Here is a 12,420-nt window from a genome sequence, read left to right as displayed (position 1 = left end):
GGCACGACTCCTCAGCCCTATCCAGAGAGTGTCTACACCGCAGCTCCTCTCTGGAAGTGCTGTCGGTGCGGCCGTATTGTTCCGGGGTTGGAACCCCCTGATAAGTGCTGCTGCGGTTCGACGTGTTTCGAATACTATGGCGTCACTGATAAGGCTCCTATAACAAAATATTAAGGGATGATGCTCGGGGGCATACACGGGACGTTTGCCTCCCGTTTCCCGCTATCGGAGAGCCGTCGACTGATTCATGCGGCGCCCGGGTCGCGCCAATGCGACCCGGGCGCGCCTTTTGTGCCCCTCTCTCGTGGCGCCCCTATGCGCGCAGGAGCTTCCAGATGTCGTCGAAGGGGATCGTGTCGGTGCCGAGGCGCAGGCGCCGGCGTTCGGGCTCGATGGCGTTCACGACACCCGCGCGCGTCTTGTAGCCGCCGCGATCGTAGTACGTGATGCGCACCAGGTCGCCGCGGCGCACCTGCATGATGGTACGCGACAGCTCATCGGCCTCCTCCTCGGTCAGCTCGTGGCGCGGCTCGACGATGCGCTCCTGCTCCCGCACCAGATCGTAATAGCCGGTCAGGGCGGCAAACGGCATGAACTGCGCGGCACGGCTCGCCCGCGGCCGGCCGTCCGCGCGGCGCTGGGGACGTCCGTCGCCCCGTTCGAGCGAGGGGGCGCGGCCCGCGTCCTCGACGGGCGTGAACTCGAGGTCCCCCCAGGGCGAGGGCACGCGCTTCGTATCCGATATATCAGGCATGGTGTCCTCCCACCTGCTCGTTGCGGTTCCGTCCGGTGGCCTCGTCTTTGTAGCTCGTGCCGCGCAGCAGGGAGTTTTTCCCGTAGCGGTCGCGGACGGCGAGCACCGCCTCGGCGAGGTTGCGCTCGGTCTGCTCGGCCTGCACGTCGGTGAACAGGTCGATCGTCGCGAACTCCTCCGGCAGCAGCCCCCCGAAGCCGATGTTGATGCGTTTGATGGGGCGCGAGGGGTCGACGATCTCGTCAAAGAGCGCGTCGAAGCGGGCCATCAGGCGCTTGAACGAGTTGGTGCGTTCTCCCAGCTTGCGCGAGGCCTCTGCATATCCGTAGGCCCGTTTGCCGCGCACGGTGCCGTTTTTGGCGCGGTTCACGCTCTCCACGAAGTCGACTTCGCGCGGATCGAACAGCAGGGTCGCCCCATCGGATTTCGCCGGGACCTTGAAGACGCGGACCTCGTCGCCGGCGAACTCCACGTCTNGCGTCCATGACGGGGTCCGAAGCCGGTGTCTGCAGGCGCGCTAGTACACCATGCCCATGGCCTCGCGCACCTCGGCGAGTGTCGCCTCGGCGATCTCGTTGGCGCGGCGGTTGCCCTCGGCGAGCACGTCCTTCACGTAGCCGAGATCGTTCTCGAACTCGTGGCGACGCTCGCGGATGGGGGCGAAGTAGCTGTTCACGGCCTCGGTCACGTACTTCTTGAGCTGACCGGTGCCCCCATCCTGCTGTCTCTTATACACATCTAGATGTGTATAAGAGACAGAACCTGCCCGCAGCTGTCGGTCACCCGCGCGCTCCCGCTCGCCCCGATCCGCGCCAGGTCGCGCGCATCGCTCGCATATCCCACGTACAGCGAGATGCCGTCGCATACGGCGCGCTTCGCCACGAGGTCGAGCACCGAGGTGTCGACCATCTCGCGCAGCACCGTGCGCGCCTCCCGGTAGCTGTAGTTGCGCGGCAGCACCTGGCCGCTTGCGATGGAGGTCGCCTCGGGCACGTAGGCGTGGATCTCGGCGATGGTGCACGGCTCGATGCCCTGCGCGTGGTCGATCAGGTACTCGGCCGTCACGCCGAACTCGCGGTACAGGAGCGCATCGTCGAGCGCGGCCACGCCCATCAGGTCGGCCGCGCCGTATTTGGCGAGGCGCGCCGCGATGCCCGGCCCGATGCCCCAGATGTCGGTGATGGGCCGATGCCGCCAGATCTGCTCGCGAAACAGCTCCTCGTCGAGGTACCCGATGCCGTCGCTGACGTGCTTCGCCGTGATATCGAGCGCCACCTTGGCCAAGAACAGATTGGTGCCGATGCCCGCGGTGGCGCGGATGCCGCACCGCGTGAACACGGCGTCCATGAGCTCGCGCGCGAACTCGCGGGCGGTCTTGTGGTACAGGGCCAGATAGGGAGTCGCATCGATGAAGCACTCGTCGATGGAGTACACGTGGATGTCGTCGGCGCTGACGAACTCGAGGTAGATGCCGTAGATCTGCGCGGAGACCTCCATGTAGTGGCGCATGCGCGGCTTGGCCATGATGTAGTCGATGCCCTCGGGGATCTCGAACACGCGGCAGCGGTTGCGCACGCCGAGCTTCTTCATGGCGGCCGAGACCGCGAGGCAGATGGTCGTGCGCCCGCGGTCGGGGTCGGCCACCACGAGGTTGCAGGTGAGCGTGTCGCGCCCGCGGTCGGCGCATTCGACGGAGGCGTAGAACGTCTTGAGGTCGATGCACAGGTAGGTTTTGTCTTCGCCTTCGCGCCTCGCCACCGTTTCTCCTCCGCTCGAATCGCTCAAACTGAACACATGTTCGATAATAGAGGCTTGCGTGGACAAAAGTCAAACCGGCTGCTTCGCGCCCTGCGCGCCGGGGCGGCGTTGTGCGGGAACGATGATGCGCGGACAGGGGAGGGGTCTGGTGGGTACAATGCCGCAAACGCGTTGAGGGGAGATGCGAATGGATCGCATGGGGTCCGGACAGGAAGGTGCCGAGCGTACTCATGGCACGGCAAAGAGGCTTGCGGCCCTGTTGGTTGAAAACCGCGTGCTCGTGCTGGTGCTCGTATGCCTCGCGGTCTTCATGCTGCTGCTTGCGGAGGTGCTCGAAGGCGAGCTCATGCACATCGACGCGCTTGCGCGCTGGCTGATCGTGGAGCACCTGCGCGCCGATTGGCTCACGCCTATCATGGAGGCCTTCTCGGCCCTGGCGACACCGCTGGTGATCGTCGCCATGCTGCTGGTGATCGCGGCGTTCGCGCCGGGCAAGCGCCCCGGATGGTGCTGCGCGCTCAATGTCGGCCTGGTTGCATTGCTGAACCTCGGTATCAAGGCGCTCGTGCAGAGGCCGCGGCCCGAAGGCATCAACCTCGTGGTCGAGCATGGGTTCAGCTTCCCCTCGGGACACTCCATGGCGGCGTGCGCGTTTTTCGGCCTGCTCGTGTGGCTGGTCTGGCATTACGAGGACGACAGGCGCCGTCGCATGCTGTTCTCGGCGGCCTTCTCCCTCATCATCCTCATGATCGGGATCAGCAGGATCTATCTGGGCGTGCACTACGCCTCCGACGTGATCGGCGGGTTCTGCGCCTCGCTGATCTGGCTCGCGCTCTATACGCGCATTGCCGTGCCGCTGTTCTTGGGTCCGACGCCGACGAGGAGAAAGGTGGAGCGGTCGGCGCGAGGAGAGCGTTCTTAGCCATACGCACGAAGCGCGGCCTCCGGCGATTGTTGCGGGGGAGTCGACGTGCGTTTGGTGCCACGCTGAGGTCGGATCTCGGTGCCCGTATGCGCACGGTGGGAAAACCGCACCGCAAAACACCAGGAAAGAGGGGGCCAATGATTCTTGAAAATGAATATGGTATCAATTCGGCAAGTACGGATGGAAAGCGGCCATATCTGACAAGCCTGTGACCTGCGGTTTCTTTGGCCAGCCGATTCCGTAGGCTCCGGGAGGGGCCCTCGATCCGCCCCCGTGCGGCCCTTCTGGCCTACGAATTGATACCAAATTCAAAACGGGGTGCCCCCGCACCTTGGTAAAATCTTTTACCAAGGTGCGGTTTCGCACACGGGCGGATACGACGGCCTCCAGGCGCGTTCCCGCGGCGCGGCGCGAAAGATGGTGATCAGTGCTTTCCTACAGCCCCGCAGGCCACCTGCACGCCTTGAGGTCGACATGCGTCTCGTCGCGGAAGACGACCCCTTCGTCTTCAAGGAGGGCGCGCTGCACCTCAGGGCCGCCGAACGCGAACCCCTCGCAGATGCGCCCGTCGGAAAAGACCACGCGGTGGCAGGGGATCTCGCCCGGATGGGGATTCGAATGCAGGGCGTAGCCGACGTAGCGCGCGCGACGCGGCTCGCCGATGAGACGGGCGATCTGCCCGTAGGTCGCCACGAAGCCCACGGGAATCTGCTCGACTGTCTCGTAGACGCGTGCGAAGAATCCGTCTCGCTCCATATCTGGCTCCTTTCCATCCAGGCTGCACGAGAATTGTCCCACATCGTCGGTCCCCACACATGGTTATCCATGGCTAACTTATGAAGAGGATATGGAGAGCATCTTCGTCATGGACTTCAGCCGGGCAGTTTACTATAGTTAACTCAGCGACGGAGCAGATACAGGCGATGAAAAATAATCTCTCCGCCGGGTTTGATTGCATCCCTCCCCTCTGTGCGATCAACGTTGTACATGAAAGCGCCCCGCCATCCAAGTCGATGGTGGGGCGCTTTCATGTATCGGGCGCGTGCGGTTATCGGGCGTGCGCCTGCACGTGGCGGGCGAAGCTCTCCCACGACCAGTCGTCTGAGTCCTCGGGAAGCTTGTCGGGGGAGACGGCGCGGAAGAAGCAGGCGGGAATCTCGTGCTGGCGCAGGTTCTTGGCGACGCACGGTGCGCAGCCCCGGTCGTGGTTTGCGGGATGGCAGGCGCATGCGTGGTCGGTGCAGGTGCAAAACGGTGGGATGGACGGCATGGTTCCTCCTCGAGGTCGCGGTCAGGATATGCAGCGCAGCAGCTCCGGAAAGGCCCCGTCGTCGGCCGTGGCGTCGAGGATGAGGTCGCAGGCGGGGCGGATGTCGTCCGAGGCGTTTGCCACCCCCACGCCCAGGCCCGCCGCCTGGATCATGGCCAGGTCGTTCGCGGAATCGCCCACGCCGACGGTCTCGGCCATATCGATGCCGAGCATGGCGGCGAGGTGGGCGAGGCCCGTCCCCTTGTTGACGCCGTGGGGGACGAACTCCACGTAGCGGTTCGAGGAGTGCGTGATATCGACGAGCTCGGGATCGAGCGAGGGGCGGAGCCGCTCGCCCAGGCGCTTGACGGCGTCGAAATCGGGGTCCATGAAGATGATCTTGGGGAACTCCTCGTCTCCCGCCATCGCGAGGGCGTCCTGGTCGTCGCCGAGCTCCTCGATGCCGGCGAGGTTGGCGATGTAGCCGCGCTCGAGCTCGTTCAGAAACTGCGTGAAGATGCGGCCGCTTTCGGTGTAGACGTGCATGCAGATGCGGTGCTCGACGGCGTAGCGGTACAGCTGCTCGAGGCTCGCGCGGTCCATCACCGTGCGCAGAAGCGGGCGATCGTCGCCGTAGCGGTTGATGAAGCCGCCATTGTAGGAGATGACGTAGCTGCCCTGCAGCAGCGCGGGGTCGATGTCGGACAGGCTGTCCATGATGGAGGAGTAGGGGCGGCCCGAGCTCGGGACGAAGAGCACGCCCATCTCGCGCATGCGGGCGAGCGCCTCGAGGTTCGCCGGCGGCACGCGGTGCCCCTCGCCGAGAAACGTCTCGTCCATATCGCTTGCGATAAGCCGGTACATCGGCTGCTCCTTCAACCTCTCGATTCTGACGGGATGCATCGCGGACCCCGCCATGAAGAGGCGTCCATGACGGGGTCCGAAGCCGGTGTCTGCAGGCGCGCTAGTACACCATGCCCATGGCCTCGCGCACCTCGGCGAGTGTCGCCTCGGCGATCTCGTTGGCGCGGCGGTTGCCCTCGGCGAGCACGTCCTTCACGTAGCCGAGATCGTTCTCGAACTCGTGGCGACGCTCGCGGATGGGGGCGAAGTAGCTGTTCACGGCCTCGGTCACGTACTTCTTGAGCTGACCGGAGCCGCCCATGCCGATCTCGGCGGCGATCTCGACCTCGGAGCGGCCGGTGCAGATGGCGGCCGTGGACAGCAGGCCCGAGACGCCGGGGCGGTTCTCGGGGTCGAACGTGATCATGCGCTCGGAGTCGGTCTGGCTCTTCTTGATGCGCTTCGCCGTCTCCTCGGCCGTCATGGAGATGGAGATGGCGTTGCCGTAGGACTTGCTCATCTTGCGCCCGTCGAGACCGGGCAGAAGCGGCGTGTCGGACAGCAGGGCGTCGACTTCGGGGAACACGCGCCCGTAGCGGTTGTTGAAGCGGCGGGCGATGAGGCGGGTGAGCTCGATGTGGGGCAGCTGGTCGCGGCCGACCGGCACGACGTTGCCCTTGCAGAACAGGATGTCGCAGGCCTGGTGCACCGGGTAGGTGAGCAGAAGGCCGGTCAGTTCGTGGCCCGAGGCCTCCATCTCCGCCTTGACCGTGGGGTTGCGCTGCAGCTCGGCCTCGGACACAAGCGAGAGGAAGGGCAGCAGGAGCTGGTTGCACGCCGGCACGGCGGAGTGCGCGTAGATCATCGTCTTGTCGGGATCGATGCCGCAGGCGAGGTAGTCCATGACCATGTTGTAGACGTTGTCCTGGATGTGCTCGGTGGTGTCGCGGTCGGTGATGACCTGGTAGTCGGCGATCAGCACGTTCGTGTTGACGCCCATGTTCTGGAGCTCGACGCGGCCCTTGAGCGTGCCGAAGTAGTGGCCCAGGTGCAGACGGCCGGTCGGCCGGTCGCCGGTCAGCATGGTGTAGTTCTGGGGGTGCTGCGCGAGGTCCGCGCTGATCTGGTTGCTGCGCTCGAGGGCGGTCTCGTAGCTGCGTTCGTTGGGCATGTGTGATCTCCTAGCGTTTGTTGTCACGATTCGGCTTGTTCGGATGGAAGACCTTCCCGAGGTTCTCGCGGTACTGCTCGCGGTGCTCGCGCTTGAGTTCGCGCTGCGACTGCTCCTCTTCGGCGAACGCGGGGTCGTCGGGAGTGACGATCTCATCCTGGTGGGTTTTGGGGTTGTAGTGGTGGCGCAGCACCGGTTCGAACAGGTGCAAGCGCATGGCGAAGGCGATGGAACAGACGAGCAGCACGATGAAGATGACGATGCGCAGCTCGATGCCGACCTGGTTGATGGCGGCGGCGCCCAGCGACAGCAGGATGCACCACAGGTAGATGAGCAGCACCGCCTGGCGCTGGTCGTAACCCTCCTCGATGAGTCTGTGGTGGATGTGTCCCTTGTCGGCTTGACCGATGCTGACGTGCGCGCGCATGCGGCGGATGATCGCCGAGAACGTGTCGATGATGGGCACGCCCGCGACGATGAGCGGGATGATGAGCGAGGTCAGGGCCGCGGTGCGCGACACGTTGAGCAGCGAGATGGTGCCCAGCGCGAAGCCGAGCAGCAGCGCGCCCGAATCGCCGAGAAAGATGCTTGCCGGGTGGAAGTTGTAGCGCAAAAACGCGAAGCAGCTGCCCATGAGGGCGATGGCGAGCGCCGCGGCGTCTACGCGGCCGGCCAGCACGGCGAACGAGAACATGGAGATCGAGGCGATGGCGGAGATGCCCGTGGCGAGTCCGTCGAGGCCGTCGACCAGGTTGATGATGTTGCTGTACGCGATGAGGTAGATCACCGTGATGGGGTAGGAGAGCCACCCGAGCTGGATGTAGTCGGTTCCGAACGGGTTGACGACCGAGTTGATGGCCACGCCGCTCGCGACGGCGCAGATGGCGGCGACGAGCTGGCCTGCGAGCTTTGCGCGCGGGCGCAGCTGGACGACGTCGTCGACCGCGCCGGTCAGAAAGATTAGCAGAAACGACACTCCGAGCAGGGGATAGTTGATGCTCATGCTCGGGTGCGGGATCAGCACGGGCGGCCAGTGGAAGTACCACGTGCCGATGAGCTGGACGATGAGGGCGGCGACGAGCCCGAGGAGCACCGCGACGCCTCCCATGCGGGGGATGGGCGTCTTGTTGATGCGGCGCTTGGAGGGATAGTCGACGGCGTTCAGGCGGATCGCCAGGCGCCGTGCGAGCGGTACGCAGGCATAGGTGGTGATAAAGGCCGCCGCGGCCACACAGATATATGGAATGAAGAACTCCATGGACAAGGCGAAACCACCGTTTGCGGACGAAAAATGGTCAGAACTCAAGACATGATACCGGAGTTTCATTCCATGACCTACCCGGATGGCCGGTCAACACCGTCATACCATGATGGTGCTATTTGGGTCGGTGCCGTCGGTGCAAATCGGGGACGTACCTGTTGCGTGCATGCATGCATGCAACAGGTACGTCCCCGATTTGCACCGACGGCCGACAACGACCCCGTCCCAAAAGCGCCGCCGCACGGTTTATCATAGGCACCATGTAGGTATCCCGAATGCGTACGGCAAAGGAGCATGCAGTATGGCGGAGCGCAGGGAGAATCCCCGTAAGGCGGCGCGCGCGGACGCGGCGAAAAAGCACATCGAGCAGATGGCCGCGCGCTATGCGAAGGAAATCGAGCAGGCGCAGCAGGGCACGGTGCGCTACGACGGCGCCCCGGCCCATGAGGTCGAAGAGGGGCGCGTCCCCCAGGTGAGCGTCGTCGACGCCGATGCCGTCGCCGTCATCTTGGAAAATGGGCGCGGACGTGCCGCCTTCTGCGATCTCGCGGTCCTCGATTTCGCCTCGTTCGTGAATCCCGCCGGCGGCTTCTCGCGCGGTGCGGCCGGTCAGGAGCAGTCGCTGTGCCGCGAGTCCTATCTGGGCAACGTCCTCGAGACGTTCGGAGACTGGTACGCCGAGAACCGTCGCCGCAACCTCAACTGCGAACTGTACCGCAACCGCGCGCTGGTGGTGCCCGCCGTGCGCTTCGGCCGCGGCAAGATCCACGCCTACGCCGACGTGGTCGTGGCGGCCGCCCCGAACGCACGCCGCGCCCGCTCGGAGTACAAGGTCTCCGATGAGGTCCTTGCGGACGCCATGCGCGACCGCATCCGCTTCGTGCTCGACCTCATCGACGCGCGTGGAATCAAGAAGGCCGTGCTCGGCGCATACGGCTGCGGCGCCTTCGGCTGGGACGCGAGCGCGGTCGCCGAGATGTTCCGCGCGGAGCTCGCCTCGGGCGCCCATGCGCTCGAGGAGGTCTGGTTCGCCATCCCCAAGACCCGCTACGACGACAACCTCCCGCGCTTCGAGCACGCCTTCGCCTGCTTCCCCGAGCAAAACGGCGAGTCCTACTCCGACATGCAGGCCGCCCGCGCCAAGGCCGCGGCGGATGCTGCGGCGGAGGCGGCCGCCGAGGAGGAGGACGACTGGAGGAAGTACCTGTAATGGCGCGGCGGGTCCCCTCGTTCGCCAAGGTGCCCGAGGCGCTCGGGGCCCACATCAATGCCGAGGAGCTGCTCGACCTGTTCGCCGAGGGCGACGCGCAGGTGGGTAACACGGCGTTTGTGGGGCTCGAGCTTTCCTACGAGGACGCGGAATCGGCGACGTTCGATACCGTGGCGTTTCGCGGCTGCACGTTCGACGGCGTCGATTTCAGCGGGTGCACGTTTCGCGATGTGCGCTTCCAGGGCTGCCGGTTCATCCGGTGCTCCATGGACCGGGCGTGGCTCAACCGCTGCGATATGGTCGACTGCTCGGCACCGGGCCTGCGCCTTCTGCAGGCCCGGCTCGCCGGCGTCGCCGTCTCCTCGAGCGACCTGAGCTATGCGAACCTGTCCGAATGCACCGTCGATGTGCTGTGCATGCGCGCGGTGCGCCTGATCGAGGCGGCGATGCAGCGGACGCGCCTGAAGCGCGCGGAGTTCGACGGATGCGATCTGACGCGAATCGACGTGTTCGGCACGCCGCTTGCGGGCATCGACCTTTCGACCTGCGAGTTTGCCGCCCCGGTGCTCTCGAGCGACTTTCGCGAGCTACGCGGCGCGAAGGTGAGCGTCGAGCAGACCCTCGCGCTCGTCGGCCTGCTGGGCGTGACGGTCGCGGACGACTAGGGGCAGCTGTCGGCGTGCCATCGGGGACGGGTTGAAACGAACCCGTCCCCATCCAACCCATCAGCCGCGATGGCGCCACATATGGTCGACGGGACCCGAGCCGCGGCCCAGATCGAGGCCCGCGGCGAGGGCGCCGGTCAGATAGGCCTTCGCCTGCTCGACGGCATCGGAGAGCGTAAGGCCCCGCGCCAGCCCGCAGGCGATGGCGGACGACAGCGTGCACCCGGTGCCGTGCGTGTTCTCGGTCTCGATGCGCTCGTGCGTGAACCAGGTGATACGCGGTTCCACTGTGCCCATGGGTTCGGCGAGCACGTCGTTGGCATCGGCGACGCCGTGGCCGCCTTTAACGAGGACGGCGCAGCCGAAACGCTCGGCGAGCTCGCATGCCGCCGCCTGCTGCTCGTCGGCATCGGAGATCGGCCTGCCGGCGAGGGCGGTCGCCTCCGGTATGTTGGGCGTGATCACGCGCGCGAGCGGCAGCAGCCTGCCCGTGAGCGCTGTCGAGGCGTATTCGTTGATGAGGCGCGCACCCGACGTGGCGACCATGACGGGGTCGACGACGATATTTGCGGCCTGCCAGCGCTCGAGACGTTGCGCGATTGTCTCGATGATGGCGGCCGACGATACCATGCCGATCTTCACCGCTGCGGGCGGAATGTCCTCGAACACGGCATCGATCTGCTCGCCGACGAATTCGGGTGTCGCCTCCAGCACGTCGCGAACGCCCGTGGTGTTTTGCGCGGTGAGTGCCGTGATGGCGGTCTCGGCGAACAACCCATGGGCGGCGATCGTCTTGATGTCCGCCTGGATGCCGGCGCCGCCGCTCGAATCCGAGCCAGCGATAGACAGCACGGCGGGAACGCGGAACGTGTCCATCGTCAACCTCCTTCTCGTTGCGCCATTTGGGATTGGCGTAGATGGTATCCTTCGCCGCTAGCGTGCGAGGGCCATGCGGGAGAGCTTGTCGGCAAGCCCGCGCGTGTCCCTCTCGATATCCTCGGCGGCGAAGATCGCGGAAACCACGGCGGCGCCGGCGGCACCGGTTCCGTCGAGGATGTCGATCGTGCTCAGGTGCAGCCCGCCGATGCCGACGACGGGAATCTCGACGGCGCGGCAGATTCGCGAAAGCTCCTCGGGCGTGACGTCGACGGCGTCGGGCTTGGTGGGCGTGGGGATGAGCGCGCCCACGCCGAGGGCGTCCTGTCTCTTATACACATCTAGATGTGTATAAGAGACAGGTGCTGCTCGGGAACGGAAGAGCGGCGTGTAGGAGGATGGGGGGGAGGCGTGGGTGGAGGGGGGAGGTGGGGGGGGGGGCAGGAGGGCGGGGTCGAGCGCTGGCTCTTATACACAGATAGGCCGTGTCGGATTGGCCGACATGCACGCCGTCGGCGCCGACGAGCCGCGCCGCCTCGACGTCGTCGTCGATCAGAAAGGGGACGCGCGCCTCGCGGCAGATGGGGAGGATCGTCTTCGCTTCCTCCACGAGCTCGTCGGTCGACATGTGCTTCTCGCGCAGCTGGACGAAGGTCGCGCCCCCCGCGAGCGCCTCGCGCACGCACGAGGCGAGCGTGCGGCCGTGCAGCCAGGCGGAGTCCGTCACGGCATACAGCAGCATGCCGTGACGGATATCCTCTGGCGTCCAGGGGCCGCGCTGGGCGGCCGGCATTACAGCTCCTCGATCTTGGCGCCGGCCATGAGCTGGTCGGCGGACATATTGCAGATGGCGTCGAGCAGGTAGGTGCGGAAGCTGCCGTTGCCGTCGGCGGGCGCCATGCGCGCTGCGGCGACCTCGCCGGCAAGGCCGTGGCCCGCGATGGCGGCGACGGTTGCGCCGAAGATGTCGTCGGGGTTGGCGACGGCGTATGCGGCGGCGACGCAGGTGAGCATGCAGCCGGTGCCGGTGATCTTGCCCATGGTCGCCACGCCGTTGCGGATGGCGACCGCGCGGTCCGCGGAGGCGACGATGTCGATGGCGCCCGTGATGGCCACGACAGCGCCGAGCTTGGCGGCGAGGCTGCGGGCGAAATCGGCGCTCGCGGCGAGGTTGTCCTCGGTCACGGCGTCATCGGGATTGACGTCCACGCCGCGGGTCGCTGCGGCGGAGCCGGCGATGGTCTTGATCTCGCTCATGTTGCCGCGCACGACCGTGACGGGCAGCGTGTCGATGAGCTCCGCCGCCGTGTCGGTGCGCAGCTTGGATGCGCCGGCGCCCACGGGGTCGAGCACGATCGCGTGGCCCAGCTCGCCCGCGCGCTTGCCGGCCACGCGCATGCCCTCGATGCTGCGCTGATTGAGCGTGCCGATGTTCAGCACGAGGCCGCCGCAGATCGAGGTGATGTCCTCCACGTCATCGGGCTCGTCGCTCATGATGGGGGAGCCTCCGCACGCGAGCAGCGCGTTGGCGCAGTCGTTGACCGTCACGTAGTTGGTGATGCAGTGCACGAGCGGCACGGTGGTGCGAACGTTGTCGAGTGCACGGCCGAGTTCTGCCATGTCCATGGCGCTATTCCTTTCTGAGATGAGGACGGGGCCCTGCCCGGTCCTCCATGTGAGTTTTCCGTTCGGGAGCGTCGGTCAGCTC

General features: G+C 65.9%; 15 protein-coding genes and 1 pseudogene. 3 read left to right on the top strand and 13 right to left on the bottom strand.

Annotated elements, in window-relative coordinates; all coding sequences use genetic code 11:
* Positions 1–313: 313 nt before the first annotated feature.
* From BN3789_RS12460 to BN3789_RS09680, 4 genes and pseudogenes are all read right to left on the bottom strand, one after another.
* Complete coding sequence (locus BN3789_RS12460) at positions 314–754, bottom strand: YolD-like family protein (RefSeq protein ID WP_079989253.1); 441 nt, start codon at positions 752–754, stop codon at positions 314–316.
* A complete protein-coding gene (locus BN3789_RS09685; RefSeq protein ID WP_066833651.1) occupies positions 747–1,226 on the bottom strand; it encodes a DinB/UmuC family translesion DNA polymerase in 480 nt (159 codons plus the stop codon). The genes BN3789_RS12460 and BN3789_RS09685 overlap by 8 nt, the downstream gene beginning before the upstream one ends.
* Before the next feature lie 45 nt (positions 1,227–1,271).
* Positions 1,272–1,469, bottom strand: a pseudogene (locus tag BN3789_RS12455) (tryptophan--tRNA ligase); the annotation flags it as partial.
* Positions 1,470–1,492: 23 nt separating this feature from the next.
* A complete protein-coding gene (locus tag BN3789_RS09680; protein WP_187119138.1) occupies positions 1,493–2,512 on the bottom strand; it encodes a Y-family DNA polymerase in 1,020 nt (339 codons plus the stop codon).
* Positions 2,513–2,699: 187 nt separating this feature from the next.
* Between BN3789_RS09680 and BN3789_RS09675 the strand changes: the two genes are divergently transcribed.
* A complete protein-coding gene (locus BN3789_RS09675) occupies positions 2,700–3,434 on the top strand; it encodes a phosphatase PAP2 family protein (protein WP_079989251.1) in 735 nt (244 codons plus the stop codon).
* Positions 3,435–3,872: 438 nt separating this feature from the next.
* On the opposite strand, the gene BN3789_RS09670 is transcribed toward BN3789_RS09675, so the two are convergent.
* The 5 genes from BN3789_RS09670 to BN3789_RS09650 form a co-directional block, all read right to left on the bottom strand.
* A complete protein-coding gene (locus BN3789_RS09670; protein WP_066833648.1) occupies positions 3,873–4,193 on the bottom strand; it encodes an MGMT family protein in 321 nt (106 codons plus the stop codon).
* Positions 4,194–4,485: 292 nt separating this feature from the next.
* Entirely contained in the window at positions 4,486–4,707 is a 222-nt protein-coding gene (locus BN3789_RS09665) for a DUF6485 family protein (RefSeq protein ID WP_066833646.1), read from the bottom strand.
* A 21-nt stretch (positions 4,708–4,728) separates the two neighbouring features.
* The gene (locus tag BN3789_RS09660; RefSeq protein ID WP_066833644.1) at positions 4,729–5,550 is read right to left on the bottom strand and encodes a Cof-type HAD-IIB family hydrolase; all 822 of its coding nucleotides are present in this window, start codon (positions 5,548–5,550) and stop codon (positions 4,729–4,731) included.
* Between the two features lie 100 nt (positions 5,551–5,650).
* Positions 5,651–6,700: a tryptophan--tRNA ligase gene (trpS, locus tag BN3789_RS09655; RefSeq protein WP_066833641.1), complete on the bottom strand. Its 1,050-nt coding sequence runs from the start codon at positions 6,698–6,700 to the stop codon at positions 5,651–5,653.
* 10 nt (positions 6,701–6,710) lie between these two features.
* A complete protein-coding gene (locus BN3789_RS09650; protein ID WP_066834313.1) occupies positions 6,711–7,958 on the bottom strand; it encodes a glycosyltransferase family 4 protein in 1,248 nt (415 codons plus the stop codon).
* 304 nt (positions 7,959–8,262) lie between these two features.
* On the opposite strand from BN3789_RS09650, the gene BN3789_RS09645 reads away from it, so the two are divergent.
* Both BN3789_RS09645 and BN3789_RS09640 read left to right on the top strand, forming a co-directional pair.
* Positions 8,263–9,171, top strand: coding sequence for a TIGR02452 family protein (locus BN3789_RS09645; RefSeq protein ID WP_066833639.1), 909 nt, complete (start codon positions 8,263–8,265; stop codon positions 9,169–9,171).
* Positions 9,171–9,836 (top strand): pentapeptide repeat-containing protein, encoded by a 666-nt coding sequence (locus BN3789_RS09640; protein ID WP_066833637.1) that lies wholly within the window; start codon positions 9,171–9,173, stop codon positions 9,834–9,836. The genes BN3789_RS09645 and BN3789_RS09640 overlap by 1 nt, the downstream gene beginning before the upstream one ends.
* Before the next feature lie 60 nt (positions 9,837–9,896).
* Here BN3789_RS09640 and thiD read toward each other — a convergent pair whose 3' ends face one another.
* Genes thiD through thiM form a run of 4 tightly spaced genes read right to left on the bottom strand, consistent with a single transcriptional unit; the run spans position 9,897 to position 12,338 of the window.
* Positions 9,897–10,712 carry a bifunctional hydroxymethylpyrimidine kinase/phosphomethylpyrimidine kinase gene (thiD, locus tag BN3789_RS09635; protein ID WP_066833635.1) on the bottom strand — a complete coding sequence of 272 codons (816 nt, stop codon included), beginning with the start codon at positions 10,710–10,712 and terminating at the stop codon, positions 9,897–9,899.
* A 57-nt stretch (positions 10,713–10,769) separates the two neighbouring features.
* Positions 10,770–11,051: a thiamine phosphate synthase gene (locus tag BN3789_RS13365; RefSeq protein WP_267872877.1), complete on the bottom strand. Its 282-nt coding sequence runs from the start codon at positions 11,049–11,051 to the stop codon at positions 10,770–10,772.
* Positions 11,044–11,505, bottom strand: coding sequence for a thiamine phosphate synthase (locus BN3789_RS13360; protein ID WP_066833621.1), 462 nt, complete (start codon positions 11,503–11,505; stop codon positions 11,044–11,046). The genes BN3789_RS13365 and BN3789_RS13360 overlap by 8 nt, the downstream gene beginning before the upstream one ends.
* Positions 11,505–12,338, bottom strand: coding sequence for a hydroxyethylthiazole kinase (gene thiM / locus BN3789_RS09620; protein WP_066833618.1), 834 nt, complete (start codon positions 12,336–12,338; stop codon positions 11,505–11,507). Before thiM ends, BN3789_RS13360 begins: the two co-directional genes overlap by 1 nt.
* Positions 12,339–12,420 lie beyond the last annotated feature (82 nt).

Source organism: Collinsella ihumii, from assembly GCF_900046475.1.
GTDB lineage: Bacteria > Actinomycetota > Coriobacteriia > Coriobacteriales > Coriobacteriaceae > Collinsella > Collinsella ihumii.
This window is presented reverse-complemented; position numbering and strand designations above follow the sequence as displayed.